Raw genomic sequence first — 24,887 nt, forward strand, 5'->3', positions numbered from 1 at the left:
CCTCCACATGAACGTGGAAACAGATCCCTTTTTGGCTTGTTCTTGAATATGTCTTCATAGAGGTCGCAGATGACCAAAAGCAATACTGCACTAGGCTTTACGAAGTTTGCCCAGTTCCGAAGCGACAGCTTCCACTTCAGAAATACTGAGATGTTCCTTACCCAAAATCATTTCATACAGGTCATACAGATCTTCGTATTTCTCAAGTGGAAATGCCGAAGCTTGCATGGCGGCACCGCTTGCCATCCGGAGTTTGGTTTTGATCGCTTCAATCATATATTCCATATTGGCTGCTGTTGCTTGTGTTAAATCCATCGTTAAGATCATCCCTTCCGTATCGGAAACTCTTGTTATTGTATCATGATTGGAAGTGCTCAGGCCAATGCTTTTGCGGGGAGACGAAGCATCGGTTACAATAATGGATACAACAACAGGGGTCAATGGAGACCTGGGTGTACTGGAGGGAATACAGCTTGGCAGCGTATAAGCGAGAAATGGTTCGCCATCAAGGAAGGGAAGTCCGCAAAGGTGTACCTGCAGGGGATCTGGTCTTGTTTTTCAAAAACATTGTTCAACTTCATTCCTTAGATGAAATCACGTTTGTCTGCATCGGCACCGATCGTTCCACCGGGGATGCGCTGGGTCCACTGACAGGAAGTTTACTGCAAGAGAACGGAATGGAGAATGTGATCGGCACGTTGTCTTCCCCTTGTGATGCAGATAATCTGGAGAAAAAATTGGCACTTGTTTCGCCACATCATGCCATCATAGCAATTGATGCGTGTCTGGGTCCCAAGAATGCTGTAGGTACATACTATCTCTCGAATAACCCACTCATTCCAGCTCAATCAGTTGGAGGCAAGCTGCCGCCTGTCGGACAATATAGTGTAGCAGCTGTGGTCAATGCCAATGGGCCAAGGCCCTATTCCATATTGCAGATGACCTCGCTTCACTTGGTTATGGGGATGTCACGAACGATTGCAGACGCTGCAATCGAAGCATGGAAATGGAGACAAACGTTTCATTCATGATACGCAGGCTTAATAATATACAACCTGAATTATATAATTCGCGCAGAGAGAGGGATTCATATGGAAAAAGTGATGTGTGATGGAACGACGATTTGTTATGCCGAACAAGGTAAGGGAGAAGCACTCATTTTGCTCCACGGATACTGTGGCAGTTCATCGTATTGGGATGAGGTCGTACCTGAGCTGGCACGCAACTATCGCTGTATCGTACCTGATCTGCGTGGACACGGAAAAACAGATGCACCTGTAGGGAGTTATACCATCGAGCAGATGGGCAACGATGTATTACAATTGATGGATGAACTAAATGTGGATAAAGCTGTTCTCCTGGGACACTCGATGGGCGGATACATTGCGCTCTCAATCGCACAACGCCATCCGGAACGCCTGAATGCATTTGGTCTGATTCATTCCACAGCCTATCCGGACAGTGAAGAAGCCAAGGAGAAACGCCTTCGCGCTGTATCCACCATTCAGACCGAAGGTATCGTGAATTTTGTAGATGGACTGGTTCCCGGCCTATTCGCACCAGAACATGTGGAGACGTTGTCTACGCAAGTAACACGTGTGAAGGAAATTGGTTACCAGACAGCACCTCAAGGTGCTGTCGGCGCTGCACTTGCTATGCGGGAAAGGCCGGATCGTCGTGATGTATTGTCGGCAACCCCATTACCTGTATTGCTGGTTGCGGGAGAGAAGGATGCTGTTATCCCACCAGAACGCACATTTACAAGTGACAAGCCGCATATCGTGCAAGCCGTTATTGCTGGTGCGGGGCATATGAGTATGTACGAAGCTCCTGAACAGTTAATTCAGGTCATTAAGCAATTCATGGCAGGATTTTCAAAGTAAATTAGTACCAGTACCATTCACGTCCAACCCCTGCAACGTCTCTTTGGGACAGGCGGGGGTTAGGTGCGTTAGGGCCAGAACATAGACGCACAAGTCTTGTTTTTGGCTTTTTGTCATGGCATGAATTAAAATAATTATAAAGGGACGATGTGAGAACGAGTGAATTGACAGGGTCGAACGATGAGGGGGCATGAAGCATGTTCAGAAAAGATTATCTGCTCCGCATGTTGGAGGAAATGACAGAGGCCATTGGCAAAGTGTTCACGCTCAAACAGCAACGTAAGCACACCGAGGCTTTGTCTGAACTAGATGAGTTGATGCGCAGACAGTTTGGGTTGAACTTATCTTTACTGAATTCATTGCCAGCGGAGGATGTCATAGAAATGTTCCGTTTTCGCGGAGTTATCGAAGTGGACAATCTGCAGCAAGCCGCCAGGCTGATTGAAGAAGAAGCTTACATTTATCAAGAGAAGGCCAGAGTGGAAGGCATAGATGATCAGGAGAGAATGGACGCAGAGGATGACGCCCTCATTCGAATGATGAGATCACTTCATTTTTACCTGTATGCATTGAATCATGGCGCTAATCCTAAGTTATTGGACGCACCGGAACGGTTGGAGGGTATATTGGGGCTCACGATAGAATATGAACTCCCTGCCCGAACCGAAAGACAGCTTGCCCTGTATCGTGAGCAACAAGGAAGGTATGACCAGGCAGAGAACAGTTGGTACAGATTGTTACGGCTTGGTGCTGAATTCCCGGTGAATTATCGAGCTGATGTGCAGGCGTTCTACGAAAGGTTGAGCCATCTCACGGATGAACAACTGGAGCAAGGTGGTCTGCCACGGAACGAAGTTGAAGAGGGGCTAGCTGAACTCAATCGCCAAGGGATGAGCTCATAAATATGGATTGCATCAAGGCTTGTTACATGCCTTCACTTGGAGAGGGGACGGAAGTGTGGTATGGTAACGGTTGACCAAACCAAACCGAAAGTGAGATGTACCCCGTGGATTCATTGCGAAAGCTTATACAAGACATCTTTGAACAGAATTCGCTGATTACAGCGACCTGGAGCCAGCTGCGCAGACGGGACAATGTCTCGTATACCAAAGTGCAAGTCAAGCCGGTGACACTGAAGAATCAGCTGCATTATCAATTTGCATTTCATTATAACAACAAAGTGCTGCACGAGAATTTGACTCCGGCTGAAGCGGCGGATCGCATGACTTTGCTATGCGAAGAGACGTTTCGTCAAGGGCTGCTCTGCACGACCGAGGCGGACTATCAAATTTTGATCAGCAAAAAATATAAAGTATCCATACTGACTAAATCTGCATCCAAGACTGCGGTGGATTTGTCGCATAATCGCAAGAAGCAATATGTATTGGAAGAAGGAGTACCCGTCTCGTTCCTCGTTGAACTTGGTATTATGAATGAAGAAGGTCGTGTGCTGGCTCGTAAGTATGACAAGTTCAGACAGATCAACCGGTTCCTCGAAATGGTGCAGGATGTCATTCCGCATCTACCCGAGGGACGTCCGCTTACCATCGTTGATTTTGGTTGTGGCAAGTCTTATCTGACATTTGCTTTGTATCATTATCTGTCGGTACAACAACGGCGTTCGCTCAAGATTATCGGTCTCGACTTGAAGGCTGATGTCATCGAACATTGTAATGATTTGGCTAACAAATTACATTATGGTGACCTGAAGTTCCTGGTTGGAGACATCGCCGACTACGATGAACTCAATGAAGTGGATATGGTCGTAACGCTGCATGCTTGTGATACAGCTACCGATGCGGCTTTGGAGAAGGCGGTTCGCTGGGGCGCTTCAGTCATTCTGTCTGTGCCTTGCTGTCAGCACGAGCTGTTTGACCAGGTTGAATCTTCCGTGATGAATCCATTGTTGTCTCATGGCATCCTGAAGGAACGTTTCTCGGCACTGGCTACGGATGCGATTCGTGCCAAGCTGCTGGACCTGATGGGATACAAAACACAACTGCTTGAATTCATCGATATGGAGCATACGCCCAAAAATATATTGATTCGTGCCGTTCGCGGTCAAGCAGGCCAGATAACGGATATGTGGAATGAATATACAGCTTTCCGTGATTTCATTCATGCCGATCCATATTTGGAGCGGGCTTGTGCAGATTTGCTTCCAGGCGATGGCAAGCAGATCAGCGAGAAATCGAGCAAAGAAGCCGTTCAGGATTCCGCGAATTGCGATCTTTGCTAAGTGTGTCAATGACAATCCAGGGACATACTGCAATTAGGGTCTCTGAATGTAAATTTTAATACAGTGCATATACTTCGTAGCAAGCAACATCATAACTGTCAGATCTATCAGACAGAAGGACCCGTTATCGGGAACTTCTGTCTTTTTGTGCATGTGGAGCGGTGAATGGAGGTGGATATGGGTGAAAGATTGGACAAAAGACGAGCGGATTTTAAGGAGTAGACGAGGGCATGCGGAGAACGAGGAAAGGGTGGAACACGCCTTTGACAGGTCTCACCATGGAGATGGTACAAAATTTGCAGATAACAGGTACTTATGTAATGAGGAAAGTGGGGACAGTACATATAATCCAAATGGAGCTATCCAAACTGAGGGGTCAGGTAGTTCTTCTCAAAGTTTGAGGCGTAAACGTTATTCAGGATCGGGGTGGACTGTTGGGTTAGGCATCCTCTCAATTGTCTTGCTGCTCGCAGGATGCCTGAGTCGGGGATTGTACTATTCCACCGATCTATATTCTGTTCTTCTGATCGCAGCAGGAAGCACCTTGATCCTGGTAACCCTGTTCCTTGTAGGTGTTCGTCCACAGAAGGCGAGTGAACGAATAGTTGAGAAAATATTTCGATTTCCGGGAATGTGGCGGGTGTTGTGGCCGCTGGCGATGATGATTTGTTACGCCCTACATGCATGGGCAGGCTCGGTGAGTAAACAGGGCAGTATAGATGAGATGCTGCGGTGGAGCCTTCTTGCGATGTTTACTCTGCTCACCGCAATACTGGCTGCGCGTACGGATGGAGCGCGCTGGTTAGCCTGCGGTTGGCAGATGGCGGGCGGCTTGCTCGTGCTAAGCGGCATCCTTGCCGTGTGCGGGGTATTGCCGCTGCCCTTCGGGGTGATGCGGACTGCTGACCCCGAGCTCAGCTCCGCCGGTGCCCGTCTCGGCGGATTATTGCAGTATCCGAATGCGTACGGTGCCGTTGTCGGCATGTACGCATTGGAGCGGCTGACGGCCGCCGCCCGAGTCATAGCCCGGCCTGTTCCGGCCGGGCGACTCATCGCGGCAGTGCTGCCGCTCATGCCTGCGCAAGCCGCGCTCCTGCTGAGCGAGTCGCGCGGCGCTTGGCTGGCGACCGGCTGCGCCGCGGTCGCCGCCTTCGCTTTGCAGCGGCGCGGTGCCCGCCTGCCGCTGCTGCTGGCCATGGCCGCGCCACTGGCGTGCGCGGCCTGGCTGTACCGCCAGCTGGCTGCTGCCCAGCTGGCGCCTGCACCCGTGCCCGGCCTGCTGGCACTGGCCGGGGCATGGGCAGCTGCGCTGCTCGGCACGCTGCTGCTGTGCCGTCTATGGCACAGCGGCGCCGGCAAGACTCGCGCCGCTGCCCTGACGGCCATCGTGCTGGCGGGAACCGCCGCCGCACTGATGGCCGTAGCCTCCACTGCCGATCGCCTCGCGGCTGGTGTCGGCACAGGGGTGTCCCGCCTGCACCTGTGGCGGGACGCCCTAACGCTGTGGACCGAGGCCGCATGGCTTGGCCACGGGGGTGATACATGGCGCAACATGTTCCGCGCCATTCAATCCTCGCCTTATGTCGGAGGCGAGGTTCACAACGGCTTGCTCGATCTTGCCCTGGACACGGGCTTGATCGGCATCCTGCTTGTCGCAGGGTGGTTTCTCCTCACCCTGCGAAGCATGCTTCACGTTGCACCGCAGCTCATGCCATCTTTGCTTATTTTTGGCCTGCATGGGGCGATGGACTTTGACTGGAGCTTCACACTATTCTGGATGCTCTTCATCTGGCTCGGTGCTTGGGCAGCTGCATTGAAGATGGAAGAGGTGGAGGACAAGCAATCCGGGGGAACTGTCGAATACAACCCACCCAGACCTCATCTCTCCGATTCTCCACTAACCCAATCCCGTCTATTATCTTTACCGATGCGGTCCTTCTCTCATTTTCTTCAGCGTTTAACTTATCGGGGAATACGGGCATCAGTAGTGATGATTATCCTGTTCTGGCTCGGTGGAACAGTCTGGCTGACCTCCCGATACGCCTTAGCAGAAGTGCAGTACCGTCAGACGATGTCTGAATCGGATGGAACTCCTGTACAAAAGGCACATCTTATGGCTGCCTTTCAATCGAATCCGAATCGACCAGATATTATCTTATCCCTTGCACGATCTCTAACGGGGCAAGAAGCAGAATCACTCCTTCTGAACAGCCTGTCCCATTCCCCTGTGCACCCTCAGATTTACTTCGAACTGGGGCGACTGGCAGCCCAATTCGGAGAGGGGCAGCGGGCTGGAAAATATTTTAAGCAAGCTATCGCATTGAATCGCTATGATGGCATTGGCCAATCCGCGGCTTTATATTGGATGGAACAGGCAGCGCGGCGGGAATGGGAGGCAGGATTCACGGATCGAGCCCAACAGACTGCCGCCGCTGGTGTACAGATGTATGAACGTTATCGTTTGTTGGTGGAGAAAGTGGAAGCAGGGAACGTTCATAATGATCGTCGTTTTGTAATGGAGGAACATGCTCTTGATTATGGAGAGAACCTGCGCAAGCTTGCTTCCGCTCCATTTACTCCAGAGTTGACCATGCGGAATCATTGAACCGTAGCTGGATCTTAATGGCTTACCTGTTTGCTTTTATCAAATGAACAGATTCAATGCATGAGAATGAAGAGGGTTAACTGTTAAGCCATTTTCATGTACAGGTAGACAACATAAACTTTTTTTCCGCCTACCTACCTCATTGCCCCATATCTACAGACGATACCCGCCAAATGCATGCTGAAATGCATCTTTTAATGGCTCAACATCCACTTCCCATAGCGCAGCGATCTCTGCACTGACATCCGTGTTCCACCACTCACATAATTTTTTGCGGTTGTCGCGATTCTCCCCGATCCAGAGCAGGTTCGCAATCACCTTACGGTAATAACATTCTTCCGCCTCCTTCATTCGTTCGGGGGAGACGTACACCTTCAGCCGTTTGGCTGTGCGGTATAGTTCTTTGCTGCATGCCCGGCGAATTCCCCTGGCGGAAGGAAGGTTTTGACCGGACTGCTTATGTTTGACCGGTGGAGAACCGGGTATTGACTTGTGTGACATCTTTTCACGCTCCTCTCCCCATACCATATGCGAACCGCTGCAAACGGGACACTATCCCAGCCCTGTGAAGTAGCAACGTCCACAGCCCTGTGATAAAATAGGGACGAACATCCATGGTGCGGAGGGGCACCGCCAATCAGGATGGAGAAAGAGGGTTGAGATGGACTTTATTCATAACCTTGTCGGCCAATTGTTCGATTGGATTCAAAGTCTAGGATACTTTGGAATCATGCTTGGATTAATGATGGAAGTCATCCCGAGCGAAATTGTGCTGGCGTATGGAGGTTTTCTCGTTTCACAAGGTAATATCAACTTTTTCGGTGCTATGATTTTCGGAACAGTGGGCGGTGTGATTGCCCAGTTATTTATTTACTGGATTGGCCGTTATGGCGGCAGACCTGTACTTGAACGCTACGGTAAATACATACTCATCCAGAAAAAACACATCGACCATTCCGAAGAGTGGTTCCGCAAGTATGGTACAGGTGTCATTTTCACGGCTCGTTTTGTCCCGGTGGTACGGCATGCAATCTCCATCCCGGCTGGCATCACGAAAATGCACGCAGGCAAATTCATCTTGCTTACTACACTCGCTGTTATACCTTGGACTGCATTGTTTATATATTTAGGGATGATTCTTGGAGATCAATGGAAGCATATTGATGAGAAAGCGGCACCGTATGTTATGCCTATTTTGTTGGTCGCTCTCGCCCTTATGATTGTTTATGTACTTATTAAATGGATGAATGCTCGTAAAAAGAAAGGAAGTGTATAGTTATGGGTAAACCCAACTTGTCTCACAAATTCGGTAAAGGTCTGCCACCAAAGGATTTCATCGAGAGTATGACCAAGAACCAAAGTGAATTTCAGGCCAACTACGATAACTTTACATGGTCGAATGAAGAGGATCGTGAGTTCTTTGAGAGCCTGAACCATCGCGACGATCTGCGTGTGTTAATTCTGGCTGCTGACTGGTGTGGAGATGTTGTACGCAATATTCCGGTTGTGTTCCAGGCGCTTGAAATCTCAGGAATCCCAACAGAAGTTCTGATTATGGAGAACCATCCAGAAGTGATGGATGAGTTTCTGACGATGGGTGGCCGTTCCGTGCCAATCGTTATTTTCGCCGATACAGGTGGCCATGTGTTGGGTCAGTGGGGACCTCGTCCGCAGCATGTACAGGAAGTTATGATTGAATTCAAACGCCTTAATCCGGATCGTGAAGCAGCAGACTATCAAGAAAATTTAGCTGTAGCGCGTCAAGAGATAGGTAAACGTTATGGGAAAGGAACGGAGTCACATGCAGACATTATCCGTGAGTTGCGTGAACTGATTTCGGGTTACTAAGCCGATATGCTTAACATTCGTACGTTTACACTAGGCCCGCTTCAAACCAATGCATATCTGTTACAGGGAGATGATCCGGGTAAAGCAGTCATTATCGATCCGGGCATGAATCCAGGGCCGCTGCTTAAGGTGATCCAAGACTTGGAGATCGAAGCTATTCTCCTGACTCATGCTCACTTTGATCATATGGGTGGGGTAGATGAGATCCGTAAATTAAAGGGATGTCCCGTGTATCTTCATGATTTGGAGAGTGACTGGCTGACAACCCCAAAATTAAATGGATCTTTGAATTGGCCGCAGGCGACACCACCGCTTTCGACAGATCCTGCCGAATATGCCATGGACGAAGGACAGAAGCTGAATCTGATTGGTCATACGTTTAAAGTGTTCCATACACCTGGACACTCACCAGGAAGTGTAAGTCTGCTTTGTGGTAATGACCTGTTTGCCGGTGATGTGCTGTTCCGCATGGGTGTGGGCAGAACGGACCTGACCGGAGGACGTGAACGGGATCTGATCGATTCGATCCAGAACAAGCTTTACACCTTTGCAGATGAAGTGAAAGTGTACCCAGGTCATGGTCCCAAAACGACCATTGGTTATGAGAAACAGAACAATCCTTACGTGTCCGCAAGATAATCCGACAGGATATGTGAAGAAAGTCTGGACAAGTGACAACTTTTTCATTAGAATAGCAATTAGTTGTTACAAGCGTTAAGGCATCATCTAACTGAAGCATTACCAAGAAACACCCAACCTCGCGAAGCACGCAGACTGTGGTCTATACCCGGTTTGCGTTCTTTTTTTATTTTCAGCCGTTTTTTGTCGAAAAATCAGCCAGTTTCACCCTACATAGAGATGCATGACATGTGCTTCATAACAATCCAGTTTGAGACCAATAGCAAGTACGAATTGATTTAGAAATGATGAATTTAAGAAAATAGTATATAAGTTGAACTAATCATTTACACGATAACGGCGATTGGAAGGTTATTCTGTCATCGTAGTGTCAGTGTAAATAATCTTTAGTTCAACTTATATAGATCATGAGAGCGGGGAAATCAGAGTGGAGAAAACAAGAGTCATTCCGTTGGGACAGCGTGTCGAGTATCCGATTATTGAAGAAAACCGTCGCATATTGGATAGTGAAAAAAGAGAAACATGTACTAACCGAGCTTTAATACATAATCCTAGCGTGACTAATGAAGTGATGAAGCCTCAGCAGAATATATGGACAAGCCGTGTCTTAAGAAACGGAGCCCGCAACCAACCGTGGTTCGACAAGCTGCAAGATTACCGGAATCAAGTCTGATTGCCCGGGAAATTGTCGGGTTTAATTTTTTTTTTTGATTCCATTGAACGTTTCTGCAGAGCCTGTCGTATTAACTCCAGATTGAACGGGAAGTAGGTGATTTTCATGATAAAGGCAGCTGAGCTGGAAGAGGTACGCAGAGCAGTATCGGGAGACGATAGCGCACTCGCAGCGTTGTTGCAACGTCACTACACTTTTGTGTATAAGTATCTTGTCAAAGTGACAATGGACGCTAACCTCGCAGAAGAGACAGTGCAGGATACGATGATTCGTTGTATGGAAAATATCCATCGATATGATGGCACGTCTGCCTTTTCATCATGGATGATCACCATTGCGACCCGCATCTATATCGATAAGACAAGACGTAAGAAGAGAGAACAGAACTGGCTTGCTCTCATCCGGGATCAGGCTGTACGTCGATTCCGCTGGCAGCTTGAGACTCGGAATGAGGAATGGACAGATGTCATGGATGCGATGACAAGACTGACACCCGAACATCGTGTAGCAGTGCTACTGAAGCATTATTATGGATACGGGTATGACGAGATCGGGGAAATGCTGGGTATTCCTGCCGGAACGGTGAAGTCACGTACAGCTTATGGTCTCCGTCAGTTAAGAAAGGAGCTGGAATAAGGATGGGCAGATCAGATGATGCACAAGAACAAGAAGTTGTAGAACGATTGCAGCAACACATGAAAGTGCTGGATGATACATTTGAGCCGACAAGTATTCCTTCCTTGGGTTCACTTGAATCCCAAGTCAGGGAACGGAGACAGATTAGACGTCGAGCCAATTGGATCGAGATGATATGTTTCTGGGTGGTTGGATTGCTTGCCATTACGTTCGGGGCATTATTTTTCGTATCTGCTCCAGCTCTATATTTGGGTATCCAGGCTCTTGGTACAGCTATTGCGGTGATTTTGGCTGTGATCTGGGCAGGACGGCGCCGGAAGGAGGTTCGTCATGAATAAAATGCATTATTCATTGGATGAGATTTCTCCACTGTGGCTTATATTGCTTGGCATTTTTCTTCTGGTTCAGGGCACATGGATCTTTCAGGACGCACGCAAACGTGGACGTTTCCCCTGGTTATGGGGATTATGGGGGATCACCGGATTTCCCACGCCGCTCATCATATACTGGTTCGTTGTGATTCGATCACAACGCAAGCCAGGTACACAAAACAAGAAAATATGATCGTTTTAATAGAGGTTGTATAAAAAGTTCGCTACTCCATTTCTAGCTTCATCCCATCTTCACGGTACTGAAAACCGATCTTCTTAAACACATTAGTGCAGAGAAAAAAGATTTTGCACAAATATGTTGTTTAATTTTAGTATTCCTAGACATCGTTATTCTTTTCTAGTAGACTATACAAATAAATATTAATGATAGACTACCAGGAGGTTAGACGATGCTGCGATTAGGAGAGAAGGTTGTCATCGTCGCGGATGCGTTTGAGCAGAATCTTCCTGTGGGGGAATATGGTTTCATCATCGCTTATGACCGGAATCCGGACAATGCGTTCGATTACGTGCTTCGAGTGCCGCAGGTGAACCGGAACTTTTTTGTTCCATCCGGCGACGTCGATCTGGAAGAGGTTCTGCTGAAGCAGGAAGCTGAGCGGGTCGAGCGAGAAGCGTTGATAGATTACGCCCTTGCGACACACAATGAGAAGCTGTTTCATCATCTGATGAACGGAGATTTTCAAGCTGTGGAAGAGGAAGAGGAAACCGCGAACGATGTTATGTCACAGGCGGATTTTATAAAGCAGGTTAATCTGCGTGCATGGATTTAGAATTTTAAGAGTCGGCTGATGCCGGCTCTTTTTTATTTTATAAGTTTGATTTTAGCTTCCCGGAAGCCTGTCAGGTCATTTGCATTGAATTGTCGAACTATCTCACCTATAATGAAAAAAGTTATCTTGAGACTTTAGCCCGTTAAACGAGCGATTCGTTTCAGGTCGTTTCGGGAATCAGAACGAATGAAGGAGGCATCCGCTAATGAGTATTTCGAATAATGACGTTCAGCATGTGGCCAAGCTGGCCCGGCTCAACTTGACTGCTGAAGAAGAACAGACCCTGACAGGTCAGCTGAACGCGATTTTAAAATATGCAGAAAAGCTGAATGAGCTGGATACAGAAGACATTGAACCCACCACTCACGTTCTGCACGTAAGCAATGTCATGCGTGATGATGAGACCAAAGAAAGCCTGTCGATTGAACAGGTGATGCGCAATGCACCGGAAGAAGAAGACGGGCAGTTTAAAGTGCCTGCTGTAATGGAATAACGGATAACCGGAAGGAGGACAAAAACAGTGAGTTTATTTGAACAATCGTTGCCTGAGTTACATAACAAGCTGCATGCCAAAGAGCTGTCGGTCAGCGATCTGGTGGATCAGGCGTATCAGAACATTGGCGCGCATGATGATAAAGTTAAGGCATATTTGGCACTGGATGAAGAACAAGCACGCGCTCGTGCACGTCAACTGGATGACCGTCTGGTTAGCGGCGAGGAGAAAGGTTTGCTTTTCGGCCTGCCTGTAGGCATTAAGGATAACATCGTTACAAACGGACTGCGCACGACGTGCGGTAGCCAGTTTCTTCGTAATTTCGACCCGGTGTATGATGCGACAGTTGTCGAGAAATTGAAAGCTGCGGACACCGTAACTATTGGTAAACTCAACATGGACGAATTCGCCATGGGCGGCTCCAATGAGAATTCAAGTTTCTCCCCTGTACGTAATCCATGGGCACTTGATCGTGTTCCAGGAGGCTCCAGTGGTGGTTCTGCAGCAGCTGTGGCTGCGGGAGAAGCATACTTTACACTCGGATCAGACACAGGTGGCTCCATCAGACAGCCTGCTTCGTATTGCGGTGTTGTTGGATTGAAGCCGACTTATGGACTTGTTTCCCGCTTTGGTCTTGTGGCATTTGCCTCATCCCTGGATCAGATTGGACCTTTGACGAAAAATGTTGAAGATTCTGCCTATGTATTGCAAGCCATTGCTGGTTATGATGCCAAAGATTCGACATCTGCAAAAGTGGAGATCCCCGATTATTTGAGCGGACTGACAGGTGATGTCAAAGGACTTCGTATTGCCGTTCCGAAAGAATACATCGGTGAAGGCGTCGATCCACAAGTGAAAGAGACAGTTCTGTCTGCATTGAAAGTTCTCGAAGGACTCGGGGCAACATGGGAAGAAGTATCCCTTCCGCATACCGAATATGCGGTGGCTACGTATTACCTGCTTGCTTCTTCGGAAGCTTCTTCGAACCTGGCTCGATTTGATGGTGTACGTTATGGCGTGCGTGCAGACAATCCGGACAACTTGTTGGATCTGTATCATCAATCCCGCAGTCAAGGCTTTGGTCCTGAAGTGAAACGACGCATCATGCTTGGAACGTATGCACTCAGCTCGGGTTACTATGATGCTTATTATCTGAAAGCACAGAAAGTTCGTACATTGATCAAACAGGATTTCGACAATGTATTTGCCAAATATGATGTCATTATCGGACCAACTGCGCCAACAACGGCGTTCAAACTGGGTTCACAGGTGGATGATCCACTTACGATGTATCTGAACGATATTCTGACGATTCCGGTCAATCTGGCTGGTGTACCTGCTGTTAGTATTCCATGTGGATTCTCGGAAGGATTGCCAGTAGGCCTGCAGATTATCGGTAAAGCATTTGATGAAACGACCGTATTGCGTGTAGCGCATGCGTTTGAACAAAATACAGAATTCCACAAGCAGCGTCCGCAGCTGTAGACTGCCCGGAACGGAGGAATATAGAAATGTCCGCATCTAAATATGAAACGGTCGTTGGACTTGAGGTCCACGTGGAGTTGCACACGAACTCCAAAATTTTCTGTGGCTGCTCCACAGCTTTTGGAGCTCCGCCGAATACGCATACCTGTCCGGTCTGCCTTGGGCATCCTGGCGTATTGCCTGTACTGAATCGTCAAGCTGTAGACTATGCGATGAAGGCAGCGATGGCCCTGAATTGTACGATTGCTGATGTCAGCAAGTTTGACCGTAAAAACTACTTTTACCCCGATTCACCAAAAGCCTACCAGATCTCGCAATTCGATCAACCAATCGGTGAGAACGGCTGGATTGATATCGAAGTGAATGGTGAAACGAAACGAATCGGCATCACGCGTCTTCACTTGGAAGAAGATGCAGGGAAACTCACACATATCGATGGTGGGTACGCGTCTTTGGTGGACTTCAACCGTGTCGGCACCCCACTCGTGGAGATTGTATCCGAGCCTGAGATTTCTTCTCCGGAAGAGGCACGTGCGTATCTCGAAAAATTGCGTGCGATCATGCAATACTGTGATGTGTCGGATGTGAAGATGGAAGAAGGTTCACTGCGTTGTGACGCCAACATCAGTTTGCGTCCACATGGTCAGGAGAAGCTGGGAACCAGAGCTGAACTGAAAAACATGAACTCCTTCCGGGGTGTGCAGCGTGGTCTGGAATATGAACAGTATCGTCAGGCTGAAATTCTGGATGATGGCGGTGAAGTGGTTCAGGAGACACGTCGTTGGGACGAAGCTCAAGGGAAAACACTATCGATGCGTGGCAAGGAACAGGCGCATGACTACCGTTATTTCCCGGACCCGGATCTCGTGAAGCTGCATATTGATGCAGACTGGAAAGAGCGGATCAAGGCTACCATACCTGAGCTTCCGGACGAACGTAAGGCTCGTTACACGGCTGATTACGGATTGCCTAGTTATGATGCAGAGGTTATTACTTCATCGAAAGCTATTGCTGATCTTTTTGAGGATAGCCTGAAATTCACTGAGGATGCCAAATCCGTATCCAACTGGATTATGGGCGACTTACTGGGTTACCTGAATACGAGCAACCTCGAGGTGACTCAGGTTCCATTAACAGGTCAAGGTTTGGGTGAGATGATCGGACTGCTGGAGAAGGGCACCATTAACAGTAAAATCGCCAAAACGGTATTCAAGGAAATGCTCGAGAGCGGTAAGCTTCCACAACAGATCGTTGAAGAGAAGGGTCTTGTGCAGATTAGTGATGAAGGTGCCATTCTTGCCATCGTGGAGCAGGTTGTGGCGAACAATCCTCAATCTGTGGAAGATTATAAGGCTGGTAAACAGAAAGCCATTGGTTTCCTCGTTGGTCAAGTTATGAAAGAAAGTAAAGGCAAGGCGAATCCCGCCCTCGCCAACCAACTGCTTGCAGATGTACTGAACCGCTAATCCTTCCGGTGAGGCCGGACAGAAAGAGGCTCGTCCCTGTGACAGCCTCTTTTTGTTATGAAAGAGACGAAAGTAATTCAGACGGGGGAACGGATATGAACATTCAATCATTGTCACTGCGTGATCTGGAGACGTTGGGACAGTTATGGAGACTTCAACATGTGGCCTATCGCTTGGAAGCTGAAATCATCGGATTTCAGGAGATTCCTCCTTTGATGGATACGATGGAGACACTTCGGGATTGCGGAGAGCACTTTTATGGTGTCCATGATGACGGAGAACTTATCGGGGCTGTCGCTGTAGCGGAGGAAGAGGAGAACACACTGACTATTACACGAATGATGGTGCACCCGGATCACTTTCGCAAGGGAATCGCTGCATCTTTAATGACGCATGTGTTGGAACAGCATGCGGATCTTCCGCGTTACATCGTCTCCACAGGAACGCTGAATCAACCCGCAGTGAAACTGTACACCAAATTTGGTTTTAAGCCCGTGGAAGTCATACAGATTGCACCTGGAGTGGAATTAACGACTTTTCACAAGAATAAACTTTAATAACCTTAACAACTTGGAGGAGGAATACCGACTTTGGGCGATCCCTGGTTCATTGATGAGTGGCACATTTTATTACGGTTATTACTGGCTATGCTGCTTGGAGGGCTCGTAGGCCTGGAGCGGGAACGGTCCAATCATGCTGCTGGTTTGCGTACTCATATTTTGGTGTGTCTGGGCTCTGCACTGATTATGATGTTGTCTGTTTATGGCTTTAAAGATTTTGCTAATGAATTAAATGTAAGGATCGATCCAGCCCGTCTGGCTACAGCTGTAATTACTGGTGTCGGATTCCTGGGAGCAGGGACAATTCTCTTCACGGGAAAATCCATCACCGGATTGACTACGGCAGCTTCAATCTGGGTTGTTGCAGCCATTGGGCTCGCAGCAGGTGCGGGATTCTTTTTTGCATCGATCGTCTCCACCGTCCTGGTATTGCTTAATCTCTGGGTATTTAACAAACTGGAGCTGAGGTATTTACGAGGGAACAAAATGCATGTCGTTACACTTCATACCTTGTCAGAACCCGGTTTTCTGGAACAACTGTCTTCATGTATGGAGCAGGAGAAGATCAAGATCCGTAAAATTACTGTGAATGAACAAGACCTGGCATATGCAGAGATGATATCGGTTGAACGCAAAATTGAGATTGTGCTGCATGTTCAGGTACCGCATGATTTCGAAACAGTAGGGCTGGTATCCAAGTTGAGACAGTGGGAACACGTGACCAAAGTTTCGATCGAATAAATGAATGACAACCCTCCACAGGCCAGCAGTGCCGGAGGGTTTTTGGTCATATCCATATTTCTTCCAGTTACTCTCCTTGCTCTTTAGGGTACTATCTAACCAAATGCATGAAGAGCGGAAGGTCAGATCAGAAGAGAGGAGTATGTTATGAAGCGGAGACGTCGATTGAACAAAAAGACCCGTATAGTTCAGGCCAAACCGGTCAGAAATCGGACTCACAAGTTTATTGCGGGATTATTGAGTGCCATTATTCCTGGACTCGGTCATATATATCTGAGATTGTACATGCGAGGTTTGACCTTTATGCTGTTGGTTTTGCTTGATCTATCAGCAGTGCTGTACTTCTCATCCATTGGAATACAGATCAATGTGCCATTGCTCATTTTGCTTGCTTTGTGTATCCCGGTTATTTACTTTTACAATGTATATGATGTGCTGCAATCTGCAGATTGGGTCATGATGCGCAGACGGAGAGCGGTAACCCAGGGAACTTTGGACAAGCCGGTATCCAATGAACGTTCTACAAGAGATGCCATGATGGTCTGGGAGAGAGGCATATCATTTGGATTGCTCCTGATTGTGGGAGGGTCTTTGATGGTACTGTTTTTCCGTAAACCACGCTGGTTCCAGGAGATCCTTGCCATGTATGGCGGATATTCATTCGCGATTCTCATGATTGTAGGAGGTTTGCTTCTGTTCGGGCGTGAGTTTTGGGTTATGTTGAACAAGAAAAAATTGTAGCCGATACGATAAAGGGGGGAACCTGATGAACCGTAAAGTCCGGGTTGGCCGCTATACGGCTGCCGCCTTAATCATAGCGGTCGGTGTGCTGTTGATTTTGGATAAACGGTGGGGAACAGACTATGTATATGAGATGGTGGACTGGTGGCCATTTTTACTCGTTGTTTTAGGCGTGGAATATATTGTGCTGTTCTTGTGGACACGTAGAAGAAAAAAAGTGCAATCCGTTAATTCAGACAATCCTGATGAACCCATAAAAGTACGTTTCAGACCCGATGCCAAAGGCATTCTGACCTCGTTGATTTTGGCGGCTTCTGTATTTATTGTTACGGAACAGGATCACTACATGCACTTATGGAATAGAGTGAGTCTAAATCTTGGAGCGGCTTCCATGGACTACAGTCAAGCTGCAGGATATATGGAGGATAAGGGCACGATCCGTGTACCTGTTGGTATGGATACTTCAGATCTGGTGGTTGAAGGTGTGAACGGAGATATCTCGGTACAACGGGGAGACACAGAGGAGATTGAAGTACGAACGGTTATCTGGGTAGATCAGACGACGGAGGTGCAGGCGAAGGCCGTAGCGGATGCCTCTTTTGTGGAGACCGATGGTACGAAAGTAATTCATATCAAGGCTACAGGCAAGACGTATGGAGAAAATGAAAAAACACAGCCACGGATGAATATGACTATTACGATACCGGACGATCGTCGCTTTAATCTGGATATTCGAACTTCCAATGGAGCCATATTATTAAATCGTCCGGAAGCGATCAGTACCATATTTGCTGAAACGGGGAACGGACGAATCCGGATTACCAATGCCGTGGGAGATATCTCGGGGAAAACGTTGAACGGAGATGTCATTGTAGCTAACGCCATTGGCAATGTAGATCTGGACAGTAACCGTGGAGATATGAAGGCTCGCGGCGTTTCAGGAGATGTCGATCTGACCACACAAGTGGGAAGTATCAGTATCGCAGACTCCGTTGGCGAATTCACGGCAGAGACACGTAACGGCAATATTACACTGGATGGTGCCAACCTGGGAATCAAGGCTCAATCGCTCAATGGCAGTATTAACATCGTATCTGCCAAAGTCGGAGGAGACTGGGATGTGTACAGTGCTGTAGGTGCCATTAACGTGCTACTCCCTGATCGGGGAGATTATAGTCTTTCTGGTTCCAGCAGTTATGGAGATTTAAGCACTGATTTGCCTTTCAAAGTCCAGAACAAAACCATAGAAGGCCAGCTCGGTGAGGGTGAGTACAGGGTGAAAATTGAAGGCAACAGTGATCTCACCATTCAGAGCAACCCGGCCGTGTCTACGCCTGAAATAGTTACACCGGAGTCTGAAGATGGGGCTGAAAATCTGGAACAGACAACCGAAGACGGAGCAAATTCCCAGGAGGATTCTACGGAGGTTCCTTGACCGCCGCGTTGACAATAAACTTGTAATCGCCGTACAATAAATGTACACTGGCAAGATTACACGACACGATAGATCGGGTGTCGTTGTTAATGGCCGGGAATTAACTCTGTACGAGGAGACAGTAACTCACTCTTCATCAGAGAACGAATGAAAGGTAAGGCGGTGGGTTTTATGGCAACACGTGTCCAACATGCGTTGGAGCATCTGAAAACGACCGGTGTCCGTATTACACCCCAGCGTCATGCCATATTGAACTATCTGATGGAATCCATGGGGCACCCGACAGCCGATGAAATTTACCGAGCGCTTGAACCCCAATTTCCCAGTATGAGCGTGGCGACGGTATATAACAATTTGAAGATGTTTCTGGAAGCTGGCATGGTCCGGGAATTGACATACGGAGATAATTCAAGCCGCTTCGATGCCAATGTGACGGATCATTATCATGTTATTTGTGATCAATGCGGCAAGATTGAAGACTTCAGCTATCCTTCACTCAAAAGTGTAGAACTTCAAGCGGAGTCTAGTACGGGTTTTGAAGTACATGGTCACCGATTGGAAGTATATGGCGTATGTAAAAGTTGCAGGGATTAAGAGAGTTGAATTACAATATTAACGTGTAGAATTCAGAGTATGGATTCTACACGTTTTTTTTATAACAACTTATGCGCACATCCTTATGATTCAGCATAATTAACGGAGGTAGACGTTTGGGTAGAAAAAGCAGATATACACGTCAGAAGCGACGTTCATTTTGGCCCGGTTTTCTCGGGGCTTGTCTGATCGCCGGGGGAGCCTACTGGCTTATAACGAATGTATGGTTGAACCAGACCTATGAAGACCCGGATTGGGTGGGAAGAAACCAGCCTATTTTTGTGGATGGACAACTGATGGACGGAGACGCTTCGGGTACGGGAGATCAACTCAAGTTGCCTGTAAAGGTGCTGCAAGAAGCAATTGATGAGGGTATACGTTATGAACCTGAGTCGGGAGATATCATTATTGCCTCCCCTCAGCGTGTCCTTCATATGAAGGAGAGCAGCACACAAGCAGAACTTAATCATAAGGACTATCCTATGACGGTTAAGCCGGAGGTTAAGGACGGAGACGCATACATTCCGCTCAAACCATTGAAAGAAGTATACGGCATAACCATACAGGAAGATGCGGTAACGGGTGCTGTGCTGCTGATGCGTGGAGGAGACACGATACAATATGCAGAGATTGATACGTTGTCATCCAAGGAAGACAAGACAGTACCGCTATACAAACGCGGGGGAGAATCTTCACCAATCATTGCTGATATGGAAAAGAATGCACGGGTACGTGTATGGCAGACGGGTGATGACCAGAGTTTTGTTCAACTCGATAATGGTTATGCCGGATATGTAGATAATGATCATATTGCGCTCACCGAGAAAAAGAAGGTGGACATGCCCAAGCATACGCTAACTGCAGCTGAGAAGAAATGGCAGAATAAACCGGTCAACCTGGTTTGGGAAGCCGTGTACAATCGTCAGCCTGATGTGAGCTCTATTGGTAAAATGCCGGGTGTAAATGTGGTCAGCCCCACATGGTTCCACATTACAGATGGACAGGGTACTGTGAAAAGTAAGGGAAACCAGGCTTATGTAAACTGGGCTCATCGTTCCGGCATGGAAGTATGGGGGTTAATGGATAACAGCTTTGATCCCGACATTACAAAAGAAGCCGTCGCTTCTTACAAGACACGCACTCATATTATCGAGCAGATGTTAGAGTATGCACAGACATATCAATTGGATGGTATCAACATCGACTTTGAGAACGTGTATACAGATGACGGGCCGAATATTACGCAATTTGTACGCGAGATCAAGGCGATGGCACGCATACATGGATTAATGTTATCAATTGATGTAACACCAAAATCGAACAGCGAGATGTGGTCAGCCTTTCTGGATCGCCGCGCTTTAGGTTCTTTTGCAGACTATGTTATTGTGATGGCTTATGATGAACATTGGGCGGCCAGTCCCAAGGCAGGTTCTGTAGCGTCTCTGCCGTGGACCGAGGCTTCCATGAGACGCATACTTGAGGAGGATGAAGTGTCTTCTAACAAGTTGATTATGGCGGTTCCACTCTATACACGAATCTGGACGGAAGAGACGGATGATCAAGGTGAGGTTAAGGTATCTTCCAAAGCGGTGGGCATGAATACGATTGTGGAACTGATCCAAGAAAAGAAACTCAAACCCGAACTGGATCAGGCAAGTGGACAGAACTATGTGGAATATGAGGAAGACGGAGCAACCAAGAAAATATGGATCGAAGATGCCGTGTCCCTGCAGGCGCGTGTGGATTTGATTGCTTCGTTGAAACTGGGCGGAGTAGCTGCGTGGAATCGGAGTTTTGCCAATGCTTCTGCATGGGAGGTATTAAAGCAGGCCGGTTACCAGAAATAAGTTTCCTTTACTCTGGTACTGTCGCATCACTTCTCTTGTTTTGCTTCGCAGAGCCAAAAGTTGCTTCCGTTCGATACCGATTACATGCAATCTTTCATTTTATTAGCCGTAGGACTTATAAATCAACTAAGTATTTTAGCTAGTCATAACAGTTATGTATAAAGCCAAGTCAAAAAGGTCCGGTAGATATACCGGGCCTTTTTATGTTCTTCAATGAAATTAAGATGTAAGACATCTGGCGATTGAAGATCAATTTGGACTATCCATCTGTGGGGGGAGCTGTTGTAGAAGGCGCTTTCAGTTGTTGACTGGTCATATTAGCCTTATTCGGATCAAGGGTGAGGATGGTATGACAGAACATGCATCGATCCGTTTTGCCAAGCATTTTGGTTAACTTCCCGCATTCCGGGCAGTCGACTTGTACTGCACTGGTGGAGAGCATACCAGCCCAGAAATAGATGGCCAGACTGGCCATCATGGCAATCAGTCCGATGACGAGTCCAACGGCTGCGAATACCTTGCCTGCATGTCCCCAGAATACAATCCCGGCTGTCCCAAGTATCATTAAGCCCATACCTAGCATGGTCAGCAGTAATCCCCAAGTGCGAAAAGCATTAATTTTTGCTGATTTAAAAATCATGAAAAATGCTCCTATCGTATGAGTAGTATCGGACCTGGAAAAGAAGGAAACTTCAGTCTGGATGTAGAATTACATTATAACTGACTTGGCGCTTATCTGCCATGAATTGTATGGAGGGAATCGTGGAATTAAAGAACCTTGCTTTTTTGTCCGAACAGTCGGAAGAGACGGGGGCAGTTGGGGCTATCGCCTATTCCCACCCGGGAGAGCGATTCCACGGCTCCCTAGTTCAAGATTTCGAATTATTAGTACTTATTGTTCATAATGACGACCAATTGATATCGACGGTGGGACATTACAGATATGGTGATCTTCGTTATCAAATGATCTATGCCAGCCGTCATGAAGTACAGAGCAGTGTAATTACCGGTAATCACAATAACCTCACCCAGTGTCTGATTGAAGGTGAGATCATCTGGGAAGCAGACAGCGCATTAAGTGATTTGCGAGAAGAACTGTCTGCTTTTGGTACGGAATTGCGTGAGCAGAAGCTTCTGCACGAATTCACCAGTTTCTTGAGAATGTATGTCGAGGCCAAGCGTCACATCCAGGAAGGTCATGTTGTAGACGCGTACTACAATGTATTAGAGGCTCTGGGGAACTGGGCACGAATAGTGTTGATTGAACAGGGGATATACCCGGATCATGCGGTATGGACACATGTGCAGAATCTGGACCGCGCTTTATGGAAGCTATATCAGGAGCTTACCGTAAGCGCGGAGACGCTAGAGCAGCGAGTAGAGCTTGTATTGCTTGCCTGTGAGTTCTCCGTAATGTCCAAAATGAGTGAATGTTCAGAGCTTCTCCTCCGTGTGTTAAGAAGTCGCAAGGAGCCGTGGAGCATGAATGAACTTGTTCATCATCCCCAGTTAAGATTTGTTCGAGAGGATCTGCCGTTGGTTCTGCGCAAGCTGGTCTTTCGTTCTATTGTAAAAGAATCGGCAGGATGGCCATCAATTGGAGGAGAGGGCCGGGACATTCGGTATTGGATTGAAGCATAATCTTCTCTAGAAGACTGATACTATATTCATCACATAAGGGAGGGGAAACCTTCCTTTTTTGTTTGTTTAATAATTTATAAAAAAATGTTGACTCTCATTCGCGATATGTGATACATTATATTTCGTTCCTCAAACGAGCTTATCGCCAACAAACGATAAAATCTTTAGAGGGAAAGTGAAGAACTAAAGCTTCAAAAAAAGAAATTAAAAAAAGTTCTTGACGAAAACAAACGAAATGTGTTACATTATTTAAGTCGCCGCCGAAACTTGGTTTAGACGAAAACAAGTGATACAAATCATGTTTGATCTTTGAAAACTGAACAACGAGTGAGTAAACATTCTGCTTGCAGAATGAATGCGAAAGTTGGAGACAAGCCTTGGCTTGGATCGACTGGAGCACAAATGAGATTTTTAATCTCGTCAGATTCAAAATGAGCTTATCGCTCTTTTCAAATACTTGAGATGATTTTCATAGCGTTTAACCACGCTACTGAAATTCATCTTTATTGGAGAGTTTGATCCTGGCTCAGGACGAACGCTGGCGGCATGCCTAATACATGCAAGTCGAGCGGAGTATCAAGGAAGCTTGCTTCCTGGATACTTAGCGGCGGACGGGTGAGTAACACGTAGGCAACCTGCCCTCAAGTTTGGGACAACTACCGGAAACGGTAGCTAATACCGAATAGTTGTTTTCTTCGCCTGAAGAGAACTGGAAAGACGGAGCAATCTGTCACTTGGGGATGGGCCTGCGGCGCATTAGCTAGTTGGTGAGGTAACGGCTCACCAAGGCGACGATGCGTAGCCGACCTGAGAGGGTGATCGGCCACACTGGGACTGAGACACGGCCCAGACTCCTACGGGAGGCAGCAGTAGGGAATCTTCCGCAATGGGCGAAAGCCTGACGGAGCAATGCCGCGTGAGTGATGAAGGTTTTCGGATCGTAAAGCTCTGTTGCCAGGGAAGAACGCTTGGGAGAGTAACTGCTCTCAAGGTGACGGTACCTGAGAAGAAAGCCCTGGCTAACTACGTGCCAGCAGCCGCGGTAATACGTAGGGGGCAAGCGTTGTCCGGAATTATTGGGCGTAAAGCGCGCGCAGGCGGTCATTTAAGTCTGGTGTTTAATCCCGGGGCTCAACCCCGGATCGCACTGGAAACTGGGTGACTTGAGTGCAGAAGAGGAGAGTGGAATTCCACGTGTAGCGGTGAAATGCGTAGATATGTGGAGGAACACCAGTGGCGAAGGCGACTCTCTGGGCTGTAACTGACGCTGAGGCGCGAAAGCGTGGGGAGCAAACAGGATTAGATACCCTGGTAGTCCACGCCGTAAACGATGAGTGCTAGGTGTTAGGGGTTTCGATACCCTTGGTGCCGAAGTTAACACATTAAGCACTCCGCCTGGGGAGTACGGTCGCAAGACTGAAACTCAAAGGAATTGACGGGGACCCGCACAAGCAGTGGAGTATGTGGTTTAATTCGAAGCAACGCGAAGAACCTTACCAGGTCTTGACATCCCTCTGACCGGTACAGAGATGTATCTTTCCTTCGGGACAGAGGAGACAGGTGGTGCATGGTTGTCGTCAGCTCGTGTCGTGAGATGTTGGGTTAAGTCCCGCAACGAGCGCAACCCTTATATTTAGTTGCCAGCACTTCGGGTGGGCACTCTAGATAGACTGCCGGTGACAAACCGGAGGAAGGTGGGGATGACGTCAAATCATCATGCCCCTTATGACCTGGGCTACACACGTACTACAATGGCCGGTACAACGGGCTGCGAAATCGCGAGATGGAGCCAATCCCAACAAAGCCGGTCTCAGTTCGGATTGCAGGCTGCAACTCGCCTGCATGAAGTCGGAATTGCTAGTAATCGCGGATCAGCATGCCGCGGTGAATACGTTCCCGGGTCTTGTACACACCGCCCGTCACACCACGAGAGTTTATAACACCCGAAGTCGGTGGGGTAACCGCAAGGAGCCAGCCGCCGAAGGTGGGATAGATGATTGGGGTGAAGTCGTAACAAGGTAGCCGTATCGGAAGGTGCGGCTGGATCACCTCCTTTCTATGGAGAATCGTTTCCCGCGTGGAAACATTCAAATAAGCAGGTTCTTAGAACCTGCGACCGCAATTCATTTCGGTCCTTCACCTTGGTGTGGATGAAATGAAGAGCAAAACACTCACTCGTTGCTCAGTTTTGAGAGC

The 24,887-nt window shown here is 47.8% G+C and carries 25 protein-coding genes and 1 rRNA gene; 23 read left to right on the top strand and 3 right to left on the bottom strand.

The genetic code is table 11. From position 1 onward, the window contains the following. Positions 1 to 90: 90 nt before the first annotated feature. Positions 91 to 315 carry a DUF1128 domain-containing protein gene (locus AC4G47_RS03930; RefSeq protein WP_458124092.1) on the bottom strand — a complete coding sequence of 75 codons (225 nt, stop codon included), beginning with the start codon at positions 313 to 315 and terminating at the stop codon, positions 91 to 93. A 158-nt stretch (positions 316 to 473) separates the two neighbouring features. Here AC4G47_RS03930 and yyaC point away from each other — a divergent pair, with 158 nt between their 5' ends. From yyaC to AC4G47_RS03955, 5 genes are all read left to right on the top strand, one after another. Next, positions 474 to 1,031: a spore protease YyaC gene (gene yyaC / locus AC4G47_RS03935; RefSeq protein WP_458124091.1), complete on the top strand. Its 558-nt coding sequence runs from the start codon at positions 474 to 476 to the stop codon at positions 1,029 to 1,031. Positions 1,032 to 1,091: 60 nt separating this feature from the next. Beyond that, the gene (locus AC4G47_RS03940) at positions 1,092 to 1,883 is read left to right on the top strand and encodes an alpha/beta fold hydrolase (protein ID WP_491104861.1); all 792 of its coding nucleotides are present in this window, start codon (positions 1,092 to 1,094) and stop codon (positions 1,881 to 1,883) included. A gap of 197 nt (positions 1,884 to 2,080) precedes the next feature. Continuing rightward, entirely contained in the window at positions 2,081 to 2,785 is a 705-nt protein-coding gene (locus tag AC4G47_RS03945) for a DUF6483 family protein (protein WP_458124089.1), read from the top strand. A gap of 95 nt (positions 2,786 to 2,880) precedes the next feature. Continuing rightward, a complete protein-coding gene (locus AC4G47_RS03950; RefSeq protein ID WP_491104862.1) occupies positions 2,881 to 4,122 on the top strand; it encodes a class I SAM-dependent methyltransferase in 1,242 nt (413 codons plus the stop codon). A gap of 1,156 nt (positions 4,123 to 5,278) precedes the next feature. Then, a complete protein-coding gene (locus tag AC4G47_RS03955; RefSeq protein ID WP_491104864.1) occupies positions 5,279 to 6,727 on the top strand; it encodes an O-antigen ligase family protein in 1,449 nt (482 codons plus the stop codon). A gap of 153 nt (positions 6,728 to 6,880) precedes the next feature. Here the strand turns inward: AC4G47_RS03955 and AC4G47_RS03960 are convergent, their stop codons facing one another. After that, on the bottom strand, positions 6,881 to 7,228 hold the full coding sequence (locus AC4G47_RS03960) for a dehydrogenase (RefSeq protein ID WP_458124086.1): 348 nt from the start codon (positions 7,226 to 7,228) through the stop codon (positions 6,881 to 6,883). 160 nt (positions 7,229 to 7,388) lie between these two features. On the opposite strand from AC4G47_RS03960, the gene uptA reads away from it, so the two are divergent. From uptA to AC4G47_RS04040, 16 genes are all read left to right on the top strand, one after another. Further along, positions 7,389 to 8,003, top strand: a complete 615-nt coding sequence (uptA, locus tag AC4G47_RS03965) for an undecaprenyl phosphate transporter UptA (protein WP_145325788.1) — start codon at positions 7,389 to 7,391, stop codon at positions 8,001 to 8,003. A 2-nt stretch (positions 8,004 to 8,005) separates the two neighbouring features. Beyond that, complete coding sequence (locus AC4G47_RS03970) at positions 8,006 to 8,575, top strand: thioredoxin family protein (protein ID WP_491104866.1); 570 nt, start codon at positions 8,006 to 8,008, stop codon at positions 8,573 to 8,575. 6 nt (positions 8,576 to 8,581) lie between these two features. After that, positions 8,582 to 9,214: an MBL fold metallo-hydrolase gene (locus AC4G47_RS03975; RefSeq protein ID WP_458124084.1), complete on the top strand. Its 633-nt coding sequence runs from the start codon at positions 8,582 to 8,584 to the stop codon at positions 9,212 to 9,214. Positions 9,215 to 9,992: 778 nt separating this feature from the next. After that, positions 9,993 to 10,523: an RNA polymerase sigma factor SigY gene (gene sigY, locus AC4G47_RS03980; protein ID WP_076212623.1), complete on the top strand. Its 531-nt coding sequence runs from the start codon at positions 9,993 to 9,995 to the stop codon at positions 10,521 to 10,523. A 2-nt stretch (positions 10,524 to 10,525) separates the two neighbouring features. Then, positions 10,526 to 10,861 carry a DUF5345 family protein gene (locus AC4G47_RS03985; RefSeq protein ID WP_458124082.1) on the top strand — a complete coding sequence of 112 codons (336 nt, stop codon included), beginning with the start codon at positions 10,526 to 10,528 and terminating at the stop codon, positions 10,859 to 10,861. Next, positions 10,854 to 11,087 (top strand): sigmaY antisigma factor component, encoded by a 234-nt coding sequence (locus tag AC4G47_RS03990; RefSeq protein WP_491104869.1) that lies wholly within the window; start codon positions 10,854 to 10,856, stop codon positions 11,085 to 11,087. The genes AC4G47_RS03985 and AC4G47_RS03990 overlap by 8 nt, the downstream gene beginning before the upstream one ends. A gap of 217 nt (positions 11,088 to 11,304) precedes the next feature. Continuing rightward, on the top strand, positions 11,305 to 11,688 hold the full coding sequence (locus AC4G47_RS03995; RefSeq protein WP_024631336.1) for a hypothetical protein: 384 nt from the start codon (positions 11,305 to 11,307) through the stop codon (positions 11,686 to 11,688). A gap of 205 nt (positions 11,689 to 11,893) precedes the next feature. Beyond that, the gene (gene gatC / locus AC4G47_RS04000; protein WP_076333553.1) at positions 11,894 to 12,181 is read left to right on the top strand and encodes an Asp-tRNA(Asn)/Glu-tRNA(Gln) amidotransferase subunit GatC; all 288 of its coding nucleotides are present in this window, start codon (positions 11,894 to 11,896) and stop codon (positions 12,179 to 12,181) included. Between the two features lie 27 nt (positions 12,182 to 12,208). Next, positions 12,209 to 13,666, top strand: coding sequence for an Asp-tRNA(Asn)/Glu-tRNA(Gln) amidotransferase subunit GatA (gatA, locus tag AC4G47_RS04005; protein ID WP_458124080.1), 1,458 nt, complete (start codon positions 12,209 to 12,211; stop codon positions 13,664 to 13,666). A 26-nt stretch (positions 13,667 to 13,692) separates the two neighbouring features. Further along, positions 13,693 to 15,132: an Asp-tRNA(Asn)/Glu-tRNA(Gln) amidotransferase subunit GatB gene (gene gatB, locus AC4G47_RS04010; protein ID WP_145325781.1), complete on the top strand. Its 1,440-nt coding sequence runs from the start codon at positions 13,693 to 13,695 to the stop codon at positions 15,130 to 15,132. A gap of 95 nt (positions 15,133 to 15,227) precedes the next feature. Next, on the top strand, positions 15,228 to 15,689 hold the full coding sequence (locus tag AC4G47_RS04015; RefSeq protein ID WP_491104871.1) for a GNAT family N-acetyltransferase: 462 nt from the start codon (positions 15,228 to 15,230) through the stop codon (positions 15,687 to 15,689). 33 nt (positions 15,690 to 15,722) lie between these two features. Continuing rightward, the gene (locus tag AC4G47_RS04020; RefSeq protein ID WP_076212609.1) at positions 15,723 to 16,433 is read left to right on the top strand and encodes an MgtC/SapB family protein; all 711 of its coding nucleotides are present in this window, start codon (positions 15,723 to 15,725) and stop codon (positions 16,431 to 16,433) included. 147 nt (positions 16,434 to 16,580) lie between these two features. After that, the gene (locus AC4G47_RS04025; RefSeq protein WP_458124078.1) at positions 16,581 to 17,174 is read left to right on the top strand and encodes a hypothetical protein; all 594 of its coding nucleotides are present in this window, start codon (positions 16,581 to 16,583) and stop codon (positions 17,172 to 17,174) included. Between the two features lie 25 nt (positions 17,175 to 17,199). Next, positions 17,200 to 18,609: a DUF4097 family beta strand repeat-containing protein gene (locus AC4G47_RS04030; RefSeq protein ID WP_491104873.1), complete on the top strand. Its 1,410-nt coding sequence runs from the start codon at positions 17,200 to 17,202 to the stop codon at positions 18,607 to 18,609. 171 nt (positions 18,610 to 18,780) lie between these two features. Next, positions 18,781 to 19,203 carry a peroxide-responsive transcriptional repressor PerR gene (gene perR, locus AC4G47_RS04035; protein WP_026081471.1) on the top strand — a complete coding sequence of 141 codons (423 nt, stop codon included), beginning with the start codon at positions 18,781 to 18,783 and terminating at the stop codon, positions 19,201 to 19,203. A gap of 116 nt (positions 19,204 to 19,319) precedes the next feature. Next, on the top strand, positions 19,320 to 21,050 hold the full coding sequence (locus AC4G47_RS04040) for a glycosyl hydrolase family 18 protein (RefSeq protein ID WP_491104876.1): 1,731 nt from the start codon (positions 19,320 to 19,322) through the stop codon (positions 21,048 to 21,050). Between the two features lie 259 nt (positions 21,051 to 21,309). Here AC4G47_RS04040 and AC4G47_RS04045 read toward each other — a convergent pair whose 3' ends face one another. Beyond that, a complete protein-coding gene (locus tag AC4G47_RS04045) occupies positions 21,310 to 21,690 on the bottom strand; it encodes a DUF2614 family zinc ribbon-containing protein (RefSeq protein ID WP_458124075.1) in 381 nt (126 codons plus the stop codon). A gap of 122 nt (positions 21,691 to 21,812) precedes the next feature. Between AC4G47_RS04045 and AC4G47_RS04050 the strand changes: the two genes are divergently transcribed. After that, complete coding sequence (locus tag AC4G47_RS04050) at positions 21,813 to 22,691, top strand: nucleotidyltransferase-like protein (RefSeq protein WP_491104877.1); 879 nt, start codon at positions 21,813 to 21,815, stop codon at positions 22,689 to 22,691. A gap of 503 nt (positions 22,692 to 23,194) precedes the next feature. After that, a 16S ribosomal RNA gene (locus AC4G47_RS04055) occupies positions 23,195 to 24,747 on the top strand. Positions 24,748 to 24,887: the final 140 nt, after the last annotated feature.

Source organism: Paenibacillus sp. Negev47, assembly GCF_058313655.1.